Here is a 21,388-nt window from a genome sequence, read left to right as displayed (position 1 = left end):
TGACCAGGGCTATACCCGCTCTTTGACCGGAGCTTCCCCGGCCGGCGCCACCCGGTGGGCCAGGATCCTGCCGAACCGCTGGGCGGGCAGCTCGACGTAGCGGTAGGTGAGCCAGCTCAGCCCCAGGATCGCCGCGATGAAGCCCGCCGTCAGCGCCGCCTGCACCGGCACGGGCAGGACGCGCAGGTCGCCCAGGGCGGAGTAGAGGACGGCGTAGGTCAGCCGCAGCAGCGGATGGTGCAGCAGATAGAGCGAGTAGCTGATCAGGCCGAGCCAGACCAGGAAGCGGGGCAGGCGGCGCTCCCGCAGGGCCATCGCGAGCGCGAACGTCGCCCCGGCCAGGACCATCGTGGTGATCCACACGTCCGGCTGCACCCACCACCAGCGCGCCTGGTCCGCCCAGACCGGGGCCAGCGCCACGAGCGCGGCCGCGGCGGCCACCGGCCACAGGCTCCCGGTGCCCTGCTCCCAGCGGCGGATCGCGGTCCCGGTGAACATCACCGCCAGGATCGCCGCCGCGAACCACGGCGTGAAGCTGCTCAGCAGCAGCGTCACGGCCATCAGGCCCAGGGCGGAGGCGGCCACCGTGCGGAACCGGCCGGACAGCAGGCAGGCCATGCCCGCCACGAACACCGCGCCCGACACGTAGGCGGGCCAGAAGCCGGTCAGCACCGGGGCCGTCAGCACCAGCCCGACCCCGACCGCCGCGGCGCCGAAGCCGACCGCGAAGGTCCCGCTGCGCCGGTGCAGACCGTGCACGAACAGCGCGGTGACCAGCAGGTAGAACACCATCTCGTAGGAGAGCGTCCACATGGTGTCGGCCAGCCCGCCCAGGTGCACCACGTCCAGCAGCATCGTCAGGTGCGCCGAGACCGAGGCGAGGTCGCGCGGGACGTGCTCGCGGACCGGCATCCAGACGGCCGTCACCAGGACGAAGACCACGACCAGCAGATAGATCGGGTACAGGCGGAAGATCCGGCTGACCCAGAAGGCCCGCACGTCCCCCCGGCCCTCCAGCGAGACCGGGATGATGTAGCCGCTGACCAGGAAGAACACCAGCACGCCGTACATGCCCAGGTTGAACCAGTACGGCCGCAGCTGCGGCATGAACCACGGCAGGAGGTGCTCAAACAGCACCGCCAGCGCGCCGATGCCGCGCAGCGCGTCCAACCACGCCAGGCGGGTGACGGTCAGGGGCGGGCCGGGGCGGGCGAGGGCGGTCGAAGACACCCACCCCAACTTACCCGCCCTGACTTCGCGAAACAGGACTAACGCATATCCTCTATCGGATACGCGGTCGAATCCCGGGGCTCACTCCCACTCGATGGTGCCCGGCGGCTTGCTCGTCACGTCGAGCACCACCCGGTTGACCTCGGCGACCTCGTTGGTGATCCGGGTGGAGATGCGGGCCAGCACGTCGTACGGCACGCGGGACCAGTCGGCGGTCATCGCGTCCTCGCTGGAGACCGGACGCAGCACGACCGGGTGACCGTAGGTGCGGCCGTCGCCCTGCACGCCCACCGAGCGGACGTCGGCGAGCAGCACCACCGGGCACTGCCAGATCTCGCGGTCCAGCCCCGCCCGGGACAGCTCCTCGCGGGCGATGGCGTCGGCCTCGCGCAGGATCTCCAGACGCTCGCGGCTGACGGCGCCGACGATGCGGATGCCCAGGCCCGGGCCGGGGAACGGCTGGCGCCAGACCATGGCGGAGGGCAGGCCGAGCTCCTCTCCGGCGCGGCGGACCTCGTCCTTGAACAGCGCGCGCAGCGGCTCGACCAGCTCGAACTGCAGGTCCTCCGGCAGGCCGCCGACGTTGTGGTGGGACTTGATGTTGGCGGTGCCGGTGCCGCCGCCGGACTCGACCACGTCCGGGTAGAGGGTGCCCTGGACCAGGAAGCCGACGGGGCCGTCGGCCATGATGGCGCGCTCCTCGTCCTCGAAGACCCGGATGAACTCGCGGCCGATGATCTTGCGCTTCTCCTCCGGGTCGGTCACGCCGTCCAGCGCCTTCAGGAAGCGCTCCTGGGCGTCCACCACGCGGAGCTTGACCCCGGTGGCCTCGACGAAGTCGCGCTCGACCTGCTCGGCCTCGCCCTTGCGCAGCAGGCCGTGGTCGACGAACACGCAGGTCAGCCGGTCGCCGATGGCCCGCTGCACGATGGCCGCGGCCACCGCGGAGTCCACGCCGCCGGACAGGCCGCAGATGGCCCGGCCCTCCGGGCCGATCTGGGCGCGGACCGCCTCCACGGCCTCCTCGACGATGTTGAGCATCGTCCAGGAGGGGCGGCAGCCCGCGGCCTCCAGGAAGTGCCTGAGCACGGCCTGGCCGTGCTCGGAGTGCAGGACCTCGGGGTGGAACTGCACGCCGTACAGGCCCCGGCCGGGGTTCTCGAAGGCGGCGACCGGGGTGTCGGCGGTGGAGGCGGTGACGTCGAAGCCCTCCGGGGCGGCCGAGACGCTGTCGCCGTGCGACATCCAGACCGCCTGCCGGGCCGGCAGACCGGCGAAGAGCACGCCCTCCCGGGAGACGTCGAGCCGGGTGCCACCGTACTCGGCGCCGCCGGTCCTGGCCACCGTGCCGCCGAGCGCCTGGGCCATGGCCTGGAAGCCGTAGCAGATGCCGAAGGTCGGCACCCCGGTGTCGAACAGGCCGTGCGGCACCGGCGGGGCGCCCTCGGCGTAGACCGAGGAGGGGCCGCCGGACAGGATGATGGCCTTGGGGTTCTTGGCCATCATCTCCTCGACCGGCATCGTCGAGGGGACGATCTCGGAGTAGACGTGGCACTCGCGGACCCGCCTGGCGATCAGCTGCGCGTACTGCGCACCGAAGTCGACGACCAGGACCGTGTCGAACGTCGGGTCGGACGACGGGTCGAACTTTGACACCAAGACCCCCCAGGGAAAAAGCGCAGCGGTGGGGTCAGTGTATCGGCGACCGTTCCGGCGCTCGCCCGGGTGTCTACTCGTAGACCGGCAGATCGGGCAGACCGCCCGAGAGCAGCGCCTCCGTCTGGTCGCGCAGGCCGTCGGCGTAACGGGGATGGGTGAGGACCAGGAAGCGCTCCTCGCGGATGGCCGCCACCGCGGCCTCGGCCACCTCGGCCGGGTCGATGCCCTTGTCCACCAGGCCGTCGATGATGTCCGCCGAGAGCCGCTCGTCCTCGGTGCGCCCGGCCACGAGCAGGTTCTCCGGCCGCACCCGCTCCGACCGGTTGATGTCCGTGCGCACCCCGCCCGGGCACAGGGCGGTCACCCGGAGCTTGGCGCCGGCCAGCAGCAGGTCCTGGGCCAGGGACTGCGAGGCGGCCAGGGCGGCGTACTTCGAGACCGAGTAGCCCCCGCTCAGCGGCGCGGCGAACAGTCCCGCCACCGAGACCGTGTTGAGGATGTGCCCCTCGGTGTCCTGCTCGATCATCCGGGGTACGAAGGCGTGGATGCCGTGCAGCGTGCCCCACAGGTTCACCCCGAGCAGCCAGGCGAAGTCCTCCGGCTCGCGGGTCCACATCCGTCCGCCCTGGAAGACCCCGGCGTTGTTGCACAGCACGTGGACGGCGCCGAGCTCGCCGAAGGAGCGGTCGGCCAGGTGCCGTACGGCCGCCGCGTCGGAGACGTCGGTGACCTGGGTCAGGACCGTGGCGCCGGTGGCGGCCTCCACCTCGGAGGCGGTCGCGGCCAGCGGTCCGGGATCCACGTCGGCGAGCATCAGCGCCATGCCCTCGGCGGCCAGCCGCGAGGCGAGCGCCCGGCCGATGCCGCCGCCGGCTCCGGTGACGACCGCGACCCTGCCCGACAGTTCACGCATCCCGGCCTCCGTCGCCTCGTACCTATCGCTAGGTTGGTTCCCAAGCTAACGTGAGGATCATCACGCGTCGAGGAGGCCCCATGCCGCAGACCGGAGTCATCGTCACGGGAGGCGCGTCCGGGATCGGGCGGGCCTGCGCGCTGGCGCTCGCCGAGACGGGACGGCCGGTCGCCATCTGGGACGTGGACACCCCGGGCGCCAAGGAGACGGCCTCCTTCGCCGCGATGAACGGCGCCACCGCCGTCGGGCTGACCGTCGACGTCACCGACGGTTCCGCCTTCCCCGACGCGCTCGCCGCCACCCGCGACGCCCTCGGCTCGGTCGGCGGCCTGGTCCACGCGGCCGGGATCGCCGGGCCCGCGGCGATCAGCGATCTCGACGAGGCGTCCTGGGACCGGGTGCTCAACGTCAACCTGCGCGCCCAGGCCCTGCTGGTCAAGGTCCTCCTGGAGGACCTGCGGGGCAACGAGGGCTCGGCGATCGTGGGCATCTCCTCCATCGAGGGCCTGGTCGGCCAGGCCTTCGTCCCGGCGTACTGCTCCTCCAAGGCCGGCCTGCTCGGCCTGACCCGCTCCATGGCCCACGAACTGGCCCCGATCAGGGTGAACGCGGTCTGCCCCGGCTACATCGACACCCCGATGCTGGTCGGCGCCACCGGCGGCGACCCGGGCTTCATGGAGGCGTTCAGGAAGAAGGCGATCGCCGGCCGCCTCGGCCGCCCCGAGGAGGTCGCCGCGGCCGTGCGGTTCCTGATGAGCGACGAGGCGTCCTTCATCACCGGCGCCCACCTGGTCGTCGACGGCGGCGCCACCGCCGTCGACCGCTGATCCGGAAAAAGCCGCATCCCCTCCGTATCGACATCGTTACAGTGGGCGACATCGTCCACGGGGGAACGGAAGAACAAGCATGGCCATCGCCGTAGCGGGCTGCCGGCGCGAACTGCCCCCGGAGTTTCCTCTGGAGCATCCCGAGAACTCCGGCAACATGATCCACGCCAACGCGCCCTTCGAGATGTTCGACGACTGCGTCTACCGCCTGGACCGTCAGTGGCGGTCGCTGACCGGCGCGACCTCGTTCGCCGACTTCGTCAACCGGCACTGCAGCCACCTGGTGTTCACCATGGCGAACACCCTCAGGCTCGGCTCCGACGATGCGAGCCCCTACCTCCGGCTGCGTGAACTGCTGGACCGGATCGACAGGCCCATCGTCATCTTCGGTCTCGGCGTCCAGGCCGAGAGCGACGACCTGACCGGGGCGACGCTGCCCGCCGAGGCGACCGGCGTGCTGCGCGACCTGCAGGACCGGTGCGCGGTCATCGGGGTCCGGGGGGAGACGACCAGGAGGGCGCTGGAGCAGATATGCGGGGTGACCAACACCAAGGTCGTCGGCTGCCCGTCGCTGTTCTCCCGCCCGGACCAGCTGGCCCGGCTCCGCAAGAACCTCAGGAACCTCTCGAACGGCGAGGGCCGTCCGGCGTTCTCGGGAACCAAGTTCAAGGAGGAGACCGAGACGCGGCTGCTGCACGACGCCATCCGCAACGACACGTTCCTGGTCGAGCCGTCGAACCGGCGCAGCCACCAGTTCTACGTCGACGTCACCCGCGGCCGCGGGGAGGGCCGGATCCCGTCCTTCCTCAAGGACTACCGCGCCCGCCGCCTCCGCCGCGCGCGACGGAACCGCGACCAGCTGGAGAGCTACTACCAGCGTAGATACCGGCTCTTCCGGGACACGAAGTCCTGGTACCAGTTCAACCGTGAGTCGGTCTCCTTCACCTACGGCACCAGGTTCCACGTCAACATGGCGTCGGTCCTCAGCGGCAGGCCGGCCCTGTGGCTGACCCACGACGCCAGGACGCGGGAGCTGACGGACTTCCTGCACCTGCCCGCCGTACCCGTCGAGACCGTCCGGGACATGGGCGTCGGGGAGATCAGGTCGCTGATCGGCTACGACGACTTCTTCGACCACATCGGCGGGCTCTTCGACAACTTCAACGACTATCTGGAGGTCAACGGCCTGCCCCGGGTGAAGCGCCCCGTGATCTGAGGGTCCGCTTCCACAGCAGGTCCATGACGACGGACAGCAGGACGATCGCGACGAGCGTGAGGGCCGTGACCGGCTCCTCGGCGAGCGTCGTGACGCAGAACACCACGAACGTCCCGAGCGTGCACACCACCGCGACGACCAGGACGATCAGGCTCGCGCCGGTCTCCCGCCGGACCCTGAAGTGCGCGAACGTGACCGTGGAGAAGACCAGCAGGGCGACGGCGCTGCCCAGCGACGCGATGCTGTTGAGGTTGAAGAAGATCACCAGGAGCAGGGTCGCGCCCGCCATGACCAGCAGTCCCACCGACGCCTTGCGCCGCCCGACGAACCGCCCGAACACCGGCGGGAACTGACCGGTCGAGGCGAGATATCCGGCCAGGCCGATGGAGGGGTACAGCCCCGAGTTCACCGCGCCGGAGGTGGAGAACAGCGCCGTGACGACCATCAGGACGTAGCCGAACTGGCCCAGGGTCGGCTTCGCCGCCTCCGCGAGCGCCGTCCCGCCCGAAGCGACCACCTCGTCCACGGTGAGCGTGCCGAAGACCCCCAGCGCGACGGCGACGTACACCGCGGTGGCGATCCCCAGCGCCAGGTACATGGCCCGGGGCAGCTGGCGGGAGGGGTCGGGGAGGTCCTTGGCGGTGAAGGTGATGACGCCGAACCCGAGGAAGGCGAAGAACGTCAGCGCGACGCTCGAGACGATCTCCCGCACGCCGGGATAGCCGGACGGGGCCAGCAGCGAGGGCTCCATGTTCGCGATCGTGACGACCGCGAAGACCACGAGGATGGAGATGACCACCTTGACGATCACCGACTGGACCCGGGCGACGGCCGTCGAGCCCGCGACGTTCAGCGCCGTCATCGCGACGACGAGCAGGCAGGAGAACACCTTGGCCCACGTCTGGTCCTGACCTGCCACGACCGCGCTCGCGTAGCTGCCGAAGGTCACCGCCACCATGGCGGTGACGATCGCGTTGGCCGCGTAGACGAGCCAGGCGGTGACGGCCGTGACGTGCCCGTTCCCGAAGCCCCGCGCCATGTACTCGAGCATCCCGCCGGCCGAGGGATGCTTCGCGCCGAGCTTGGCGAAGGAGTATCCGTGCAGGGCCGCGATCCCGCCCGCCAGCAGGAACGACAGCCACACCGCCGCGCCGGCGACCTCGCCCGCCGCCCCGAGGAGGGCGAAGATCCCCGCGCCGACCATCGCCCCCAGGCCGATGAACGCGGCCTGGAAGATCGTGAACTGCCGCTTCTCGTCTGTGGTCGCCATGACCGCCTCCCGCCACCGGACACGGTCGCCGTGACCGCCTCCCGCCGCCGGACGCGGCGGCAACCGGCCGTCGCCACGGCCCTCCCAGGCTCCCGGCGGGGCCGGGGCCCGGGATCACCCGGCGTGGGTGAGAAGGGCCGGCGGGAACGGGTGTCACGGCCCCCGCGGGGTCACAGCCTCCGCGATGTCACGGCACCCGCGATGTCACAGCGCCCGCGGCAGCAGGCCCAGGGGCGGGGAGCCGAGCTCCAGCATGGCGGTGTGGAAGCGCTTGAGCGTGAAGGACGCGCCCCACTCGGCCCTGGCCCGCTCGCGCAGATCGAGGATCTCCAGCTTGCCCCAGGTGTAGCGGCCGTAGGTCGGATCGAAGGTGGCGCGGCGGGCCTCCGACAGCGCGGCCGGGCCGGTGATGTGGGTGTCGGCCTCGAAGCGGCGGGCGCCCTCCTCGACCGTCATCGCCCCGGTGTGCACGCCGATCGCGCAGGCCATCCGGGTGACCCGGATCAGCGCCTCCAGCCACACCCCGATCTCGAAGCGCGGGTCGTCGGGGGCGAAGCCCTCCTCGACGCAGAGCTCCTCGGCGTAGTGCGCCCAGCCCTCCGCGAACGCCAGCGACATCAGCGTCCGGCGCACGTCGGAGCGGGCGTGGCGCAGGGCGCGGCTGTGGGAGAAGTGCCCCGGGGCCACCTCGTGGACGTTGATCGCCGGAAGCGTGGTGGCGCTGAAGACCTCCAGCCACTCCTCGATCTCGTTCTCCGGCCAGGCGGGGTCGGGCGGGGTGATGTGGTACCACGACGGGGCCTCCGGCTCGCCCGGGGCGGCCCAGCTGATCATCGCCATGGCCCACCGGCGCGACTCGGGCGCGATGCCGACCAGGCACTCGCCGTCGTGGTAGGGGACCAGGTCCCGCTCCCGGGTGAAGGCGATCGCCCGCTCGGTGCCCTCCCGGGCGGCGTCGATCACGCCGTCGATGCCGGGGTGGTCGCGGACCAGCTCGCGGCAGACCTCCAGCGGCGGCCGGCCTCCGTGCCCCAGCTTCGCGCACGACTCGGTCAGCCGCTCCATGAGCCGGTCGCGCTCGGCGTCGGCCCGCTCGGCGAGCCGCCCCAGGTCGACCGGGATCCCCTCGTCCGCGCTCATCAGCCTGGTCAGGCCCGCCGCGCCCAGGGACGCGTCGGGGTCGCCGGACCGCGAGGCCTCCTCGATGTGCTCGACCAGGCGGGCGTGGGCCTTCAGCGCCGCCTTGCGCACCGCGTCGTCCGCCTCCCGCGGCACCCCGGCGGCCAGGCCGCGCGCCGCCCCCAGCAGGGACGCGGCGACCGGCGCGCTGAGCCGGTCGAGCGCGGCGATCGCGTTGTCCACCGCCTCGGGCCAGCGGGCCAGGTGGGCCAGCCGGGCGGCGTCCCGCTCGGCCTCCGGGGCGTACTCCCGGTCGTAGGTGGCCAGGTCCATGCCCTCCAGGTGGTCCATCGGGCTGCGCCGGTACAGCTCCAGCTCGCCGTACCTGACCCGGAAGGACTCCTCGAAGACCTCAAGGTGGGCGGCGTCGTAGGGATCGTCCGGCGACGGCCCGCGGCCCAGCGCGGCCAGCCCGGCGCGCACTCCCTCCGGCGACAGGTCCTGGATCGTCCCGTCGTACTCGTGGCGTCCGGCCATCTCCCGGGATCCCGCGACACTCAGGTCGCACACCGCCCGCAGGCGGGAGTCGAGTTCGGTCATGCGGCCGACGCTATCCCAGCGGCTCCCGGTCCTCGACCGGGAGCCGCCGCCGGAAATGTCGGGGCGGTGTGGCACCGTACCCGCCATGGCGCAACCCCTCAAAGAGATGATCGGCACCGCCTCCGTGGGGCTGCTCGCCGACGGCGTGACGGCGGCCTGGGCGCCGTTCCCCCGCGACCGGTTCGTCGCCGAGGCGACCGCCGGGCTGGCCGGCCTGGAGCTGAAGGACCGCGTCCGGCACGTCGCCCGGGCCCTGGGCGGGGCGCTGCCCCCGGCGTTCCCGCACGCCGCCGGGATCCTCCGCGAGGCCGCCGCCCGCGTCCGGCTGGACATGTGGAGCGGCTGGCCCGCCACCGACCACGTCGCCGGGCACGGCCTGGACCACCTCGACGAGGCGATGACCACGCTCGCCGCGCTCACGCCGTACGCCACGGGAGAGTTCGCCGTCCGGCCCTACCTCGACCGGCACGGCGAGGACGCCCTGAAGATCATGTACGGCTGGGCCGAGTCGCCCGACGAGCACCTGCGGCGCCTGGCCTCGGAGGGGTCGCGCCCCCGGCTGCCCTGGGCGACGCGGGTCCGGTGGCTGATGGAGCCCGGCCCGACCCTGCCCATCCTCGACCGGCTCCGCGACGACCCCAGCGAATACGTCCGGCGATCGGTGGCCAACCACGTCAACGACATCGCCAAGGACCACCCCGGCGTCGCGGTCGAGCTGCTCGGCCGCTGGCGTTCCGAGGGCGGTTCCCACGTCGAGAGGGTCCTGCGCCACGCCGTGCGCGGCCTGCTGCGCGCGGGGCATCCCGGCGGCCTGGAGCTGGTGGGCGCCGCCCCGGGCGGCGGGTCGGTGCGGGACCTGGTGCTCGACGCCGACCGGGTGGCCGTCGGGGAGCGCCTGCGGTTCACGGTCACGCTCACGGCCGGCTCCCCCGGGCCGCTCGTGCTCAAATACGCGATCCGGCGCGACGGCTCGCGGCGCGTCTTCCATCTCGGCGAGCGCCGGGCCGAGGCCGCGGACGAGGCGGTCACGGTCACGAAGTCCCACTCGTTCCGCCCGGTGACCACCCGCACCGAGCCCCCGGGACCCCGCGTGCTGGAGATCGTCGTCAACGGCACGGTCCGGGCGAGCGCCCCCTTCACCCTGACCGAGGCGCCCTGACCGAGATGTCCTGAAAGGGTCACCCTGACCGCGGCCGGTGACCTCGGATCCGGGGGCTGCGAGGATGCCCGTATGGCCTTGAGAATCACCACTCTCGCCGAACGCCCGGAACTCGCCGGGGCGATCTGGGCGATGGACACCCCCTGGCCGGAGTTCATGCTCCACGACCCGATGGCGAATCTCTTCTACGACGTCTGCGAGACCGCCTATCCGGAGTTCGTCCTGGTCGCCGACGACGACGCCGATCCCGGGCGCGTGGTGGCCAGGGCGTTCAGCGTCCCGTTCGTCTGGACGCGCGACGAGCTGCCGGACGGCGGCTGGGACGACGCGATCCTGCGGGCCTGGCACACCCGGCGGACCGGTGAGACCCCCGGCAGGGTCACCGCCCTGGAGATCACCGTCAATACCGACCTGCAGGGCAAGGGCCTGTCGCCGGTCATGCTCGGCGCGCTGCGGGACAACGCCGCCCGGCTCGGGTTCACCGAGCTGCTGGCCCCGGTGCGGCCGAACGCCAAGCACCTTGAGCCGCGCGCCCCGATGGCGGAGTACGCCGTGCGGACCCGGCCCGACGGCCTGCCGACCGACCCGTGGCTGCGCGTGCACGTCCGCGCCGGCGGCGAGATCGTGAAGGTGGCGCCCCGCTCGATGACGATCTCCGGCACGCTCGCCGAGTGGCGCGGGTGGACCGGCCTGCCCTTCGACGCGAGCGGCGAGGTCGAGGTGCCGGGAGCCCTCGTCCCGGTCCACTGCGACCTCGATCACGATCACGCCGTCTACGTCGAGCCCAACGTCTGGATCCGGCACTCCCTGACCTGAGCCGGGGCGGTCGCCGTACTCTCCGTCAGATCGGTTCGTCGAAGAGATCGAGGAGAAGGCCGGTATGAAGCTCAACACACGCGAATGGGGATCGGGCGACCGGGTCGCCGTGCTGGTCCACGGCATCATGGCCGACTCCCGGTGCTGGTGGCGGGTGGGTCCCGCGCTGGCCGGGCGCGGTTACCGGGTCATCGCGGTGGACCTGCCCGGGCACGGCGGCAGCCCCCGCGGCGGGGACCACGCGGACTACGCGCCCGAGGCGCTGGCGGCCTCGGTGCTGGAGTCGGTGCCCGCGGAGCCGGAGCTGGCGATCGGCCACTCGCTGGGCGGGCTGACGCTCGGCCTGGCGGTGGAGCGGCTGCGGCCGGCCCGGGCGATCTACTCCGATCCCGCGTTCCGGCTGCCCGTCGTCGACGGCGTGCCGATGACCGAGATGCTCGCCCAGGGCAAGAACGCCACCCGCGAGCAGATCGCCGCCGCCCATCCCGACTTCCCCGCCGAGGAGGTGGAGGTCGAGCTGGAGATGCTGGAGTCCTGGGACGTCGTGACCGCGCTCGCGCTGGGCGGGTTCTCCGGCCGGGACTTCACCCCGGAGCCGGTGGTCCCCTCCCTGGTCCAGCTCGCCGACCCCAGCTTCCTCGTCCCGTCCGGCTTCGCCGCGGAGCTGAAGGAGCGGGGCTTCGAGGTCCGGATCGTGCCGGGCGCCGAGCACACCGTGCACCGGCACCTGTTCGACGGCTTCATGACCTCGATCGACGACTGGCTGTGACGCCTCGGGACGCCTCGGGACGCCTCGGGACCCCTCGGGACGCCTCAGGACGTCCCGGCGATCCGGTCGAGCAGCGCCTCCAGCGTCTTGTCGTCCGTCGCCGGGGCCATGACGGTCGCCCGCAGGTGCCGGACCCCGCCGATCTCGGCCGAGGTCAGGTGGAAGGCGCCGTCGTCCATCAGGCGCTCGCGGATCTCCACCTGGTCGCCGGTGCCGTACCGGAAGCAGACGATGTTGCTCTCCGGCTCGTAGGGGAAGGCGAAGCCCGGCCGCTCCCGGCCCAGCTCCCACAGGCGGTGCGCGGCGGCGTACTGCCGCGCGACGTAGTCGCCCAGGCCGCGCTCGCCCCGCCAGGCGAGGTTGAGGAACACCTTCAGGCCCAGCTCGGCCTTGCTGCACTCCACCGTCCTGCCGATCAGGTCGAAGCCCTGGTCGCCGTAGAACAGGTAGCTGGCCCGCTGGCGGAAGGCCGCGTCCAGGTCGCTCTCCCGCCGGGTCAGCACGGCGGCCGCCAGGCTGGAGGTGCGCAGCATCTTGTGCGCGTCCCAGATCATCGAGTCGGCGAGTCCGATCCCGTCCAGCAGGCGCCGGTGCCCGGCCGACAGCAGCGCCGAGGCGCCGTGCGCGCCGTCCACGTGGAACCAGACGCCGTGCGCGGCGCAGAACTCGCCGATGCCGCGCAGGTCGTCGTAGAGCCCGGTCCCGGTCGAGCAGGCGTTCGCCACCAGGGCCATCGGCCGCCGCCCGGCCCGCCGTACCCGCTCCAGCGCCTCGGGCAGCCGGGCCACCTCGATCCTGCCCAGCGGGTCGGTGTCCAGCGGCATGACCGCCCGCTCCCCCAGGCCGAGGATCGCCGCGGCGCGGGTGAGCGAGTAGTGCGCCGACTCGGGCGCGAGCACGGCCAGGTCCCCGGGGACCCCGTCGGTCCACGCCCGCGGGGCCGCCGCCGCCCGCGCGGCCAGCAGGGCGGTGAGGTTGGCCAGCGAGCCCCCGTGGGTGAGCACGCCGCCGCCCGCCTCGCCGTACCCGGTCTTGTCCAGCATCCAGCGCAGGACCTCGAACTCGACGGTGGCCGCGGAGGCGCCCATCTCGTAGATCGCCATCGGGTTGTTGGCGGCGCCGTGCACGAAGTCGGCCAGCGCCGCGGGGAAGTCCGGCGAGGCGACCTGATGGCCGAGGGAGGCCGGGTGGTGCAACCGGGTGCCCTCCGCCAGATAGCCGGCCAGGAAGTCCGCGTACCCCTCCGGCGTCATCCCGCCCTCGCGGATCCACCGGGTCAGGCCGAGCCGCTCGGCCAGCTCCCGCGGCGGGCGGCGGGCGATGACGGGCGGCAGCCCCCGCTGGCTCTCCTCCACGTAGGCGGCCAGCCGCTCGACGGTCACGCCCGCGGCGCGGGTGAACTCCTCGACGTTCCAGATCACACGGGGATTGTGCCGGATGCCCCGGCGCGACCGGCGCCCAGGTCCGCGGGTGCGTCCCTCAGGTCACCTCGACGATCGGCAGGCGGAGCGCGCCCGGGGCGGCGGCCGGGACGGCCGGGTTCCCCGGCGCCACCGGGGCCAGCCGGACGTAGGGCGATCCCGGCGCCGGGCGGGCGTCGGCCTCGCCCTTGTTGGGCCACAGCGCCATGGCCCGCTCGGCCTGGGCGGTGATGGTCAGCGAGGGGTTGACCCCGAGGTTGGCCGAGATCGCCGAGCCGTCCACCACGTGCAGCCCCTCGTGCCCGTACACTCGGTGGTAGGCGTCGATCACCCCCTCCGACGGCGTGGCGCCGATGGCGCAGCCGCCCAGGAAGTGCGCGGTGGCCGGGATGTCGAACAGGTCCAGCCAGGAGCCGCCGGGCATGCCGCCGATCTCCTCGGCCGCGTACCGGACGAACTCGTGGCCGGCCGGGATCCAGGTCGGGTTGGGCTCGCCGTGGCCCGGCCGCGAGCGCAGCCTCCAGCCGAGCAGGCCCCTGCGCGCCGACAGGGTGATGGAGTTGTCCTTGGCCTGCATGACCAGCGCGATGATCGTGCGCTCCGACCAGCGGCGGTGGTTGAACAGCCGCGGCACCAGGTGCGGGCGTCGGGCGGCCTCGCCCAGGAACTTCAGCCAGCGCGGGGCGCCCCCGCCGTCGATCAGCAGGCTGCGCAGCAGGCCCATCGCGTTGGAGCCGTTCCCGTAGCGGACCGGCTCGATGTGCGTGTGCGCGTCGGGGTGGATGGAGGAGGTGATCGCCACGCCGTGGTTGAGCTTCTCGCCCTTGACGGACAGGCGCTCGAAGCCGAGCAGCGCCTCGGAGTTGGTCCGGGTCAGCGCCCCCAGCCGGTCCGAGATCCGGGGCAGCCTCCCGCCGGCCCGCATCCGGTGCAGCAGGCGCTGCGTGCCGTACGTCCCCGCGGCGAAGACCACCTGCCCGGCGGTGAGCGTACGGCGCCGCCAGGGCTGCCCGGTCCTGGCCACCTCCACCTCGTACCCGCCCGCGCGCAGGGGCCGGACCGAGACGGCCGTGGTCTCCGGGTGCACCCTGGCCCCGGCCTTCTCGGCGAGGTACAGATAGTTCTTGATCAGCATGTTCTTGGCGCCGTGCCGGCAGCCGGTCATGCACTCGCCGCACTCGGTGCAGCCGGTACGGCGCGGCCCGGCCCCGCCGAAGTACGGGTCGTCGACCTCCACCCCCGGCGTGCCGAAGAACACGCCGACCGGGGCCCGGTGGAAGGTGTCGGCCACGCCCATCCGGGCGGCGACCTTCTGCATGACCTCGTCGGCCCGGGTCAGCGTCGGGTTGACCACCACGCCCAGCATGCGCCTGGCCTGGTCGTAGTACGGCGTCAGCTCGGCCTTCCAGTCGGTGATGCCCGCCCACTGGGGATCGGCGAAGAACGGGTCCAGCGGCTCGTACAGGGTGTTGGCGTACACCAGCGAGCCGCCGCCGACCCCGGCGCCGGCCAGCACCATCACGCCCGAGCCCTTGCCGCCGCGCAGCACGTGGATGCGCTGGATGCCCTTGAGCCCGAGGCCGGGCGCCCACAGGAAGTCGCGCAGGCGCCAGGAGGTCCTGGGCAGCGTGCGCTCGTCGAAGCGCCGGCCGGCCTCCAGCACGCCGACCTCGTAGCCCTTCTCGGTCAGCCGCAGCGCCGCCACGCTCCCGCCGAACCCGGACCCGATCACCAGCACGTCGTAGTTGAACATCCGCGACCTCCCTCCGGCCGTCCCCGCTTACTTCAGGTGGAGCTTCTTCATGGTCTTGAGCAGGCCGGCGAGCGTGTCGGCGTACTTGTCGTAGGTCATGCCGAAGATCGGCTCGAAGCCCAGCCAGGGGGCCTGGCTGGCGATGTTCTGCGACTCGGTGTACTTCAGCAGGCCCTCGGCCCCGTGGCGGCGCCCGATCCCGGAGGACTTCATGCCGCCCATGGGCGCGTCGTAGGAGGCGTAGGCCGAGCCGTACCCCTCGTTGACGTTGACGGTCCCGGCCTTGATCCGGGCGGCCAGCGCGCGCCCGCGCGCCACGTCGCGGGTCCAGACGGAGGCGTTGAGGCCGTAGACGGTGTCGTTGGCCCGCTCCACCGCCTCGTCCTCGTCCGAGAACCGGTAGATCGACACGACCGGGCCGAAGGTCTCCTCGCGGCACAGGTCCATGGTCTCGTCCACGTCGGCCAGGATCGTGGGCTCGTAGAACAGCGGCCCGACGTCGGGACGGGCCTTCCCGCCCGCGAGCACCCGGGCGCCCTTGGCCACGGCGTCGTCCACGTGCGCGCTCACCGCCTCCAGCTGGCGGCGCGAGGTGAGCGAGCCCATCTGCACGTTCCAGTCGAGGCCGGAGCCGAGCTTCATGTTCCTGGCCTGCCGGACGAACTTGTCCACGAACGCGTCGTGCACGGAGTCGTGGACGTAGAGGCGCTCGATGGAGATGCACAGCTGCCCGGCGTTGGTGAAGCAGGCGCGCAGCGCGCCCTGTGCGGCCACGTCCAGGTCGGCGTCGTCGAGCACGATCATCGGGTTCTTGCCGCCGAGCTCCAGCGAGCAGCCGATCAGCCGCTTGGCCGCCTCCTCGGCGATCTTCCTGCCGCCCCGGGTGGAGCCGGTGAAGGCCACGTAGTCGGCGTCGTCGAGCAGCGGGTCGCCGATCTCGGCCGGCTCGCCCAGCACGACCTGCCAGATCTCGCGGGGCATGCCGAGGGAGACCAGCAGGTCGATCGTCCACAGCGTGGACAGCGCGGTCTGGGTGTCGGGCTTGTGCACCACGGCGTTGCCCGCCAGCAGCGCCGGGACGACGTCCGTCACGCCGAGCGACAGCGGGTAGTTCCAGGGGGAGATCAGCGCCACCACGCCCTTGGGGTGGCGGGTCTCGACGACCTTCGTGGCCAGCGGGAAGACGCCCCCGCGCCGCTTGGGCTCCAGCAGGCCCGGGGCCCGGCGCGCGTAGTAGAGCGTGCAGCCCGCGACGTCGAGGACCTCCTCGAAGGCGTGCCTGCGGGCCTTGCCCGTCTCCCACTGCACCACGTCGAGGATCTCCTCGCGGCGGTCGAGCAGGGCGTCGTGCAGGCGCAGGAAGGGCTTGACCCTCTCCCGGACCGGCAGCGCGGCCCATTCCCGCTGCGCCCGGCGCGCCGCGGCGTGGGCGGCGCGGACGTCCTCGGCGGTGGAGACGGGCAGTTCGGCGAGGGTCTCCCCGGTGAACGGGGCGAGGACCACCTGCGTCTTGCCGCCGGAGGTCACGTGCCGGACGACACGTTCGATCATGAGGGGGTCGAGGGTACGGGTCGCTCCGAGAGTGGCAGCCATGCCCGAAGAATATTCGGCGAACGCTCCTGCGGCTACTGGCCGGTAGCCACCTGAACCACTCGGCACCTCTATCCGTCATGGGGGCATGAGGACATCGATTCGTACGGCCGTCCGCAACGGGAGCGCCGTCACCCTTGCCACCGCCCTGCTCGCCACGGCGTGCAGTTCCGCCGGGACGGAGCCCGGCGCGAGCCGTACGACACCGGTGGATCTGGGGAATGTGAAACTGGTCTCCTACAGCGGGTGTGACGACATGCTGGCCGGGTTGCGCGAGGCGACGGCCAAGCACGTGGGACCGTGGGGCATCGGCGGGCCGCAGCTGATGTACCGCACGGCGATCGGGGCGGAGGACACCGCGGCGGCCGGCAAGCGGGCCGAGGCCCCCGAGCACTCCACCACGAACACGCACGAGGCCGGGGTGGACGAGCCGGACCTGGTCAAGACCGACGGCAACCGGGTGATCACCGTGAACCGGGGCGTGCTGCGCGTGGTGGACACCGCGACCAGGAAGGTGACCGGCGCGCTGAAGCTGGTGGACGCCGAACAGGCCTGGGCCCCGGCGGACCTGCTGGTCAGTGGGGACCGGGCTCTGGTGCTGTTCTCCGGCGGCGGGATCATCCCCTACGGCGCGACCGCCAAGGTCGCCCCGAGCCCGGGCCCGCGCTACGTGCTCGTCGATCTGTCGGGTGAGCCGAAGGTGCTCGGCTCGATCACCCCCGAGGGCTCGCACGTGGACGCCAGGATGGTCGGCTCGACGGTGCGGCTGGTGGTGCGCAGCCAGCCCCAGATCACCTTCCCAGACGCCGGTCCCGACGCCACCGAGACCGAGCGGACCCGCAAGAACGTCGAGGTCGTCAAGGCGGCGCCGCTGGAGGCGTGGCTGCCGAAGTTCGAGGTCGCCGACGCCGCGGGCACGACGGTGAAGAACACCGTCGCCTGCGAGCAGGTCAGCCACCCGCAGGAGTACACCGGCACCTCGATGGTGACGGTGCACACCCTCGACCTGGCCCAGGGCGCCCAGGCCCTGTCGGCCAGCGCGCCGATCAGCGTGGCCGCCGACGGGGACACGGTCTACGGCACCGGCTCCAGCCTGTACGTGACCAGCAACCCGCGCTCGGGGTGGGCGATGCCGGTCGACGTCATCCTGGAGGAGGAGCCGGCCGCCACGCCCACCGCGAGCTCCTCGGGGAGTTCCTCCGGTGAGGCGGTGCCGCCGAAGGTTGAGCCGACCCCGGCCGAGGAGAGCGTCACCCCGCAGCCGCAGGACCCGACCGCCACCGCCACCTCGCCGGACGACCCGACCTCCACCCGGAACCCCGAGCCGGACAACGAGACCACCGGCGTCCCCGACCCGGTCCCCTCCGCCACGTCCGAGCCCGCCGAGACCCCGGTGAAGCCTCCGGAGGAGACCGAGGTGCACCGGTTCGACATCACCGCGCCGGGCGCGCCCCGCTACGTCACCTCGGGCAAGGTGCCCGGCAGGCTGCTCAACCAGTACTCCCTGTCCGAGCACGAGGGGAACCTGCGGGTCGCGACCACCTCGGAGACCGAGAAGAGCAGCTCCAGCGCGGTGTACGTGCTCAACGCCGGCACGCTGGCCAAGGTCGGCGAGATCGGCGGGCTGGGCGAGGGCGAGCGGATCTACTCGGTCCGGTTCATCGGCCCGGTCGGCTACGTGGTGACGTTCAAGCAGGTGGACCCGCTCTACGTGCTCGACCTGCGCGACCCCGCCGCGCCGCGGAAGACCGGCGAGCTGAAGATCACCGGATACTCCGCCTACCTGCACCCGGCCGGTGAGGGGCGGCTGATCGGCATCGGCCAGGAGGCCAGCGAGCAGGGCCGCACGCTCGGCACCCAGGTCTCCCTGTTCGACGTCAGCGACCCGGCCGCTCCGCGCCGCCTGTCGCAGCTGTTCCAGAAGGACTCCGGCTCCGAGGCCGAGTGGGACCCGCACGCCTTCCTGTACTGGGCCAAGACCGGCACGGCCGTCCTGCCGCTGAGCACCTGGACCGGCACCGAGCAGACCAACGGCGCCGCCCTGGTCCTGAAGATCGGCGACTCCGCCATCGACAAGACCGGCACCATCCTGCACCCCGCGCCCAAGCCGGTGGAGAACACCCGCATCGCCCCCTACGACCCGGGCATCCGCCGCTCGGTCGTGATCGGTGACAGCCTCTGGACGGTCTCCGACCTCGGTCTCAAGATCAACTCCATGTCCGACCTCGCCGAGCAGGCCTGGATCCCGTTCGACTGACCCACCCCCGTACGGCCCCGCCGTACGACCCCGGCCCCCGCGCCCCCGGACCCCACCCCCGGGGGCGCGGCATGATCGAGTCAGTCGCAAGCCGGATCCAAGACGACTGCCGGAGACTGCCGGTCCATGAAGGTTCCGGTCGTACTCCAGCACAGCATGGTGGAATGCGGCGCCGCCTGCCTGGCGATGATCCTCGCCACGCACGGGCGGCGCGTCCCCGTCTACGCCCTCTCCGAGGAGATGGGCATCGGCCGGGACGGGGTCAGCGCGCTGACCCTGGTCCGCACCGCCCGGGCGCACGGCCTGACCACCCGGGCGGCCTCCGTGCCCGCGGAGCGGATCGCCGAGCTTCCGCTGCCGGCGGTGGTGTACTGGCGGCACAGCCACTTCGTCGTGGTCGAGCGGGTCTCCTCCGGCCGAATCGGGATCATCGACCCCGCGCTGGGACGTGTGGGCCTCGCCCCGCGCGACTTCGCCGAGAGCTACAGCGGGGTGGCGCTCACCTTCAGCCCGGGAGCGGACTTCCGCAGGGGCCGCGTCGGCGACCGGGCTGGCTGGTGGTCCCGGTATCTCCGGGTGATCGTCAGCCGCCATCGCGGCCTGCTGGCGCTGCTGATCCTGCTCAGCCTGGCCCTGCAGGCCCTGGGCCTGGTGCTGCCCGCCGTGACCGAGACGGTCGTGGACCGGGTGCTCACCGCGGGCGAGACGGACCTGCCGACCCTGCTCGGGCTGGGCATGGCGGTGACGGCCGCCGCCCAGTTCGCCGTCGGCGCGGCGCGGTCCTGGGCGCTGATCACGCTGCGGACCCGCGCGGACACCACCCTGCTGGACGAGCTGGCCCGGCGCCTGCTCTCGGTGCCCTTCCGCTTCTTCGCCCACCGGGGCTCCGCCGACCTGGTCTCCCGGATCTCCGGGGTGACCCTGCTGCGCGAACTCCTCACCGGCCAGGCGCTGACCGCCCTGCTGGACGGACCGCTCGCCGCCGGGTACCTCCTCGTGGTCACCGTACGGTCGCCGCTGCTGGGCGCGATCCTGCTGGTCTTCGCGGCGGCGCAGGTCATCCTGCTGACCACGACCCACCGCCGGCTCGCCGACCTGACCCACCGGGAGATGGAGGCCCGCAACGAGGCCCAGGGGCAGCTGATCGAGAGCGTCCGCGGCATCGAGACGATCAAAGCAGTGGGTGCCGAGGAACGCGTCCTCGGCCGCTGGTCGCGGCTGCTCGCGACGCAGATGCGGCGGGCGCGGCGCAACGGGACGGCTCAGGGCCTGCAGGACTCCGCTCTGGCGGCGTTGCGGTTCGCCACCCCCCTGGCCCTGCTCTGGGCAGGGGCCTGGCAGGTCACGACCGATCAGCTCAGCCTGGGCGCCATGCTCGGCCTGCAGGCCCTGGCGGCGGCCTCCCTGGCCCCGCTGGCGGCGCTTACCGGCGGCCTGCGCAGCGCGCAGCTCGCCCGGGTGCACGGTGAACGGCTGGCCGATCTGTGGAACACCCGGCCGGAACCCGGCTCCCACGACGATCTCTCCGGGTCCTCACCCGGCGTGCGGGACGACCTCTCCGGGCCCTCACCCGACGCCTCCGCCGCTCCCCGCCCCACCGGCCCGGCGGAGATCGGGCTGCGCGGGGTCGGGTTCCGCTACACGCCCGAGAGCCCGTGGATCCTGCGCGGCATCGACCTGACGATCCCTCCCGGACGGAAGGTCGCCCTGGTCGGCCGGTCCGGCTCCGGCAAGAGCACCCTGGCCAGGGTGCTGCTGGGGCTGCTGGAGCCGGCCGAGGGGGAGATCCGCTACGGCGGCGCCCTCCTGTCCGGGGCGGACGCGGGCCGGCTGCGCCGCCGGTTCGGAGTGGTGACGCAGGAACCGGCCCTGTTCACCGGGACGATCCTGGACAACATCACCCTGGGGGACCCCGACGCGTCCCCCGCCCGGGTGCACGAGGCGGCGCGGCTCGCCCACGTCCACGACGACATCGCCGCCATGCCCATGGGCTACCACACCCACCTGACGGAGGGGGGCGGCGTGTCCGGCGGGCAGCGGCAGCGCATCGCCCTGGCCAGGGCCCTGCTCACCCGGCCGGACATCCTCCTCCTGGACGAGGCGACCAGCCATCTCGACGCCGACACCGAGGCGGCCATCGACGCGAACCTCGGCACGCTCACCCAGACCCGCATCGTGATCGCCCACCGGTTGAGCACCGTCCGCGACGCGGACCTGATCGTCGTGCTCGACGGCGGCCGGATCACCGAGACCGGTACCCGCGAGGAGCTGCTCCGGCTGGGCGGCCACTACGCGCGGCTCGCCCGGAGGCAGGCCGGTGGCGAGGTCAGCGGCTTTGCACCCCTTCACAAGTCGCTTCCAAGACGGCCCTGACAGCCTCTCGATCAAGGAAATCCCGAAGCGAAGGGAGGTGACCATGAAGGACGACGCACGCAGCCGGATCGAGGACATCACGCCGGTGGGCGAGGAACTCGACGAGAGCGCCCTGCACGGCATCAACGGCGGCCGGCCGAGGCTCATCGCGCTGACCCAGGTCGATCCGCCGGGTTACTGCGCGATGGACTGAACCGCGGCCGAGAGAGCCGGCCCTTTCCAGAGAGAGGAACAGCGTCATGAACCGGACCGAACTGAACGACCTCGCACCCGTCGGCGACGAACTCGACGAGAGCGCCCTGCACGGCATCAGCGGCGGCCGGCCGCGGATCCTCGTCATCGACGTAGGGGGCACCCAGATCGACCCCCCGGGTGTCTGCGTCCAGGACTGACCGCGTAGAAGAGGCCGGGCGTCC

17 protein-coding genes are annotated in these 21,388 nt (G+C 72.5%); 9 read left to right on the top strand and 8 right to left on the bottom strand.

The genetic code is table 11. The features are described 5' to 3' along the window. Nucleotides 1-9: 9 nt before the first annotated feature. The 3 genes from Psi01_RS00680 to Psi01_RS00670 all read right to left on the bottom strand — a co-directional run bounded on the left by Psi01_RS00680 (nucleotide 10) and on the right by Psi01_RS00670 (nucleotide 3,802). Complete coding sequence (locus Psi01_RS00680; RefSeq protein WP_239126874.1) at nucleotides 10-1,230, bottom strand: acyltransferase family protein; 1,221 nt, start codon at nucleotides 1,228-1,230, stop codon at nucleotides 10-12. A gap of 81 nt (nucleotides 1,231-1,311) precedes the next feature. Continuing rightward, nucleotides 1,312-2,886, bottom strand: coding sequence for a glutamine-hydrolyzing GMP synthase (gene guaA, locus Psi01_RS00675; protein ID WP_204061908.1), 1,575 nt, complete (start codon nucleotides 2,884-2,886; stop codon nucleotides 1,312-1,314). 73 nt (nucleotides 2,887-2,959) lie between these two features. Continuing rightward, a complete protein-coding gene (locus Psi01_RS00670; protein ID WP_204061907.1) occupies nucleotides 2,960-3,802 on the bottom strand; it encodes an SDR family NAD(P)-dependent oxidoreductase in 843 nt (280 codons plus the stop codon). A gap of 80 nt (nucleotides 3,803-3,882) precedes the next feature. On the opposite strand from Psi01_RS00670, the gene Psi01_RS00665 reads away from it, so the two are divergent. Together Psi01_RS00665 and Psi01_RS00660 are read left to right on the top strand one after the other, a co-directional pair. Beyond that, nucleotides 3,883-4,629 carry an SDR family NAD(P)-dependent oxidoreductase gene (locus Psi01_RS00665; protein WP_204061906.1) on the top strand — a complete coding sequence of 249 codons (747 nt, stop codon included), beginning with the start codon at nucleotides 3,883-3,885 and terminating at the stop codon, nucleotides 4,627-4,629. A gap of 79 nt (nucleotides 4,630-4,708) precedes the next feature. Further along, nucleotides 4,709-5,845 carry a polysaccharide pyruvyl transferase family protein gene (locus tag Psi01_RS00660; protein WP_204061905.1) on the top strand — a complete coding sequence of 379 codons (1,137 nt, stop codon included), beginning with the start codon at nucleotides 4,709-4,711 and terminating at the stop codon, nucleotides 5,843-5,845. Here the strand turns inward: Psi01_RS00660 and Psi01_RS00655 are convergent. Next, on the bottom strand, nucleotides 5,808-7,115 hold the full coding sequence (locus Psi01_RS00655) for an APC family permease (RefSeq protein WP_204061904.1): 1,308 nt from the start codon (nucleotides 7,113-7,115) through the stop codon (nucleotides 5,808-5,810). The two genes, Psi01_RS00660 and Psi01_RS00655, sit on opposite strands and share 38 nt — an antisense overlap. Nucleotides 7,116-7,319: 204 nt before the next feature. Continuing rightward, nucleotides 7,320-8,834 (bottom strand): DUF885 family protein, encoded by a 1,515-nt coding sequence (locus tag Psi01_RS00650; protein WP_204061903.1) that lies wholly within the window; start codon nucleotides 8,832-8,834, stop codon nucleotides 7,320-7,322. An 85-nt stretch (nucleotides 8,835-8,919) separates the two neighbouring features. Between Psi01_RS00650 and Psi01_RS00645 the strand changes: the two genes are divergently transcribed. From Psi01_RS00645 to Psi01_RS00635, 3 genes are all read left to right on the top strand, one after another. After that, complete coding sequence (locus tag Psi01_RS00645) at nucleotides 8,920-9,993, top strand: DNA alkylation repair protein (RefSeq protein ID WP_204061902.1); 1,074 nt, start codon at nucleotides 8,920-8,922, stop codon at nucleotides 9,991-9,993. Nucleotides 9,994-10,065: 72 nt separating this feature from the next. Then, entirely contained in the window at nucleotides 10,066-10,809 is a 744-nt protein-coding gene (locus tag Psi01_RS00640) for an N-acetyltransferase (protein WP_204061901.1), read from the top strand. A 64-nt stretch (nucleotides 10,810-10,873) separates the two neighbouring features. Further along, the gene (locus Psi01_RS00635) at nucleotides 10,874-11,578 is read left to right on the top strand and encodes an alpha/beta fold hydrolase (protein ID WP_204061900.1); all 705 of its coding nucleotides are present in this window, start codon (nucleotides 10,874-10,876) and stop codon (nucleotides 11,576-11,578) included. Nucleotides 11,579-11,622: 44 nt separating this feature from the next. Here the strand turns inward: Psi01_RS00635 and Psi01_RS00630 are convergent, their stop codons facing one another. From Psi01_RS00630 to Psi01_RS00620, 3 genes are read right to left on the bottom strand one after another with little or no spacing between them, the layout of a single operon-like run. Then, complete coding sequence (locus Psi01_RS00630; protein WP_204061899.1) at nucleotides 11,623-12,999, bottom strand: pyridoxal phosphate-dependent decarboxylase family protein; 1,377 nt, start codon at nucleotides 12,997-12,999, stop codon at nucleotides 11,623-11,625. A gap of 58 nt (nucleotides 13,000-13,057) precedes the next feature. Next, nucleotides 13,058-14,752, bottom strand: coding sequence for a GMC oxidoreductase (locus tag Psi01_RS00625; RefSeq protein ID WP_204061898.1), 1,695 nt, complete (start codon nucleotides 14,750-14,752; stop codon nucleotides 13,058-13,060). Between the two features lie 27 nt (nucleotides 14,753-14,779). Then, the gene (locus Psi01_RS00620) at nucleotides 14,780-16,345 is read right to left on the bottom strand and encodes a succinic semialdehyde dehydrogenase (protein ID WP_204061897.1); all 1,566 of its coding nucleotides are present in this window, start codon (nucleotides 16,343-16,345) and stop codon (nucleotides 14,780-14,782) included. A gap of 85 nt (nucleotides 16,346-16,430) precedes the next feature. Between Psi01_RS00620 and Psi01_RS00615 the strand changes: the two genes are divergently transcribed. From Psi01_RS00615 to Psi01_RS00600, 4 genes are all read left to right on the top strand, one after another. Beyond that, nucleotides 16,431-18,599 (top strand): beta-propeller domain-containing protein, encoded by a 2,169-nt coding sequence (locus Psi01_RS00615; protein WP_204061896.1) that lies wholly within the window; start codon nucleotides 16,431-16,433, stop codon nucleotides 18,597-18,599. 126 nt (nucleotides 18,600-18,725) lie between these two features. Continuing rightward, nucleotides 18,726-20,972: a peptidase domain-containing ABC transporter gene (locus Psi01_RS00610; RefSeq protein WP_204061895.1), complete on the top strand. Its 2,247-nt coding sequence runs from the start codon at nucleotides 18,726-18,728 to the stop codon at nucleotides 20,970-20,972. Between the two features lie 43 nt (nucleotides 20,973-21,015). Then, nucleotides 21,016-21,165: a hypothetical protein gene (locus Psi01_RS00605; protein WP_204061894.1), complete on the top strand. Its 150-nt coding sequence runs from the start codon at nucleotides 21,016-21,018 to the stop codon at nucleotides 21,163-21,165. A gap of 46 nt (nucleotides 21,166-21,211) precedes the next feature. Next, nucleotides 21,212-21,364: a hypothetical protein gene (locus tag Psi01_RS00600; protein WP_204061893.1), complete on the top strand. Its 153-nt coding sequence runs from the start codon at nucleotides 21,212-21,214 to the stop codon at nucleotides 21,362-21,364. Nucleotides 21,365-21,388: the final 24 nt, after the last annotated feature.

This window comes from Paraplanobispora siamensis (assembly GCF_016863175.1).
Classification (GTDB): domain Bacteria; phylum Actinomycetota; class Actinomycetes; order Streptosporangiales; family Streptosporangiaceae; genus Planobispora; species Planobispora siamensis.
This window is presented reverse-complemented; position numbering and strand designations above follow the sequence as displayed.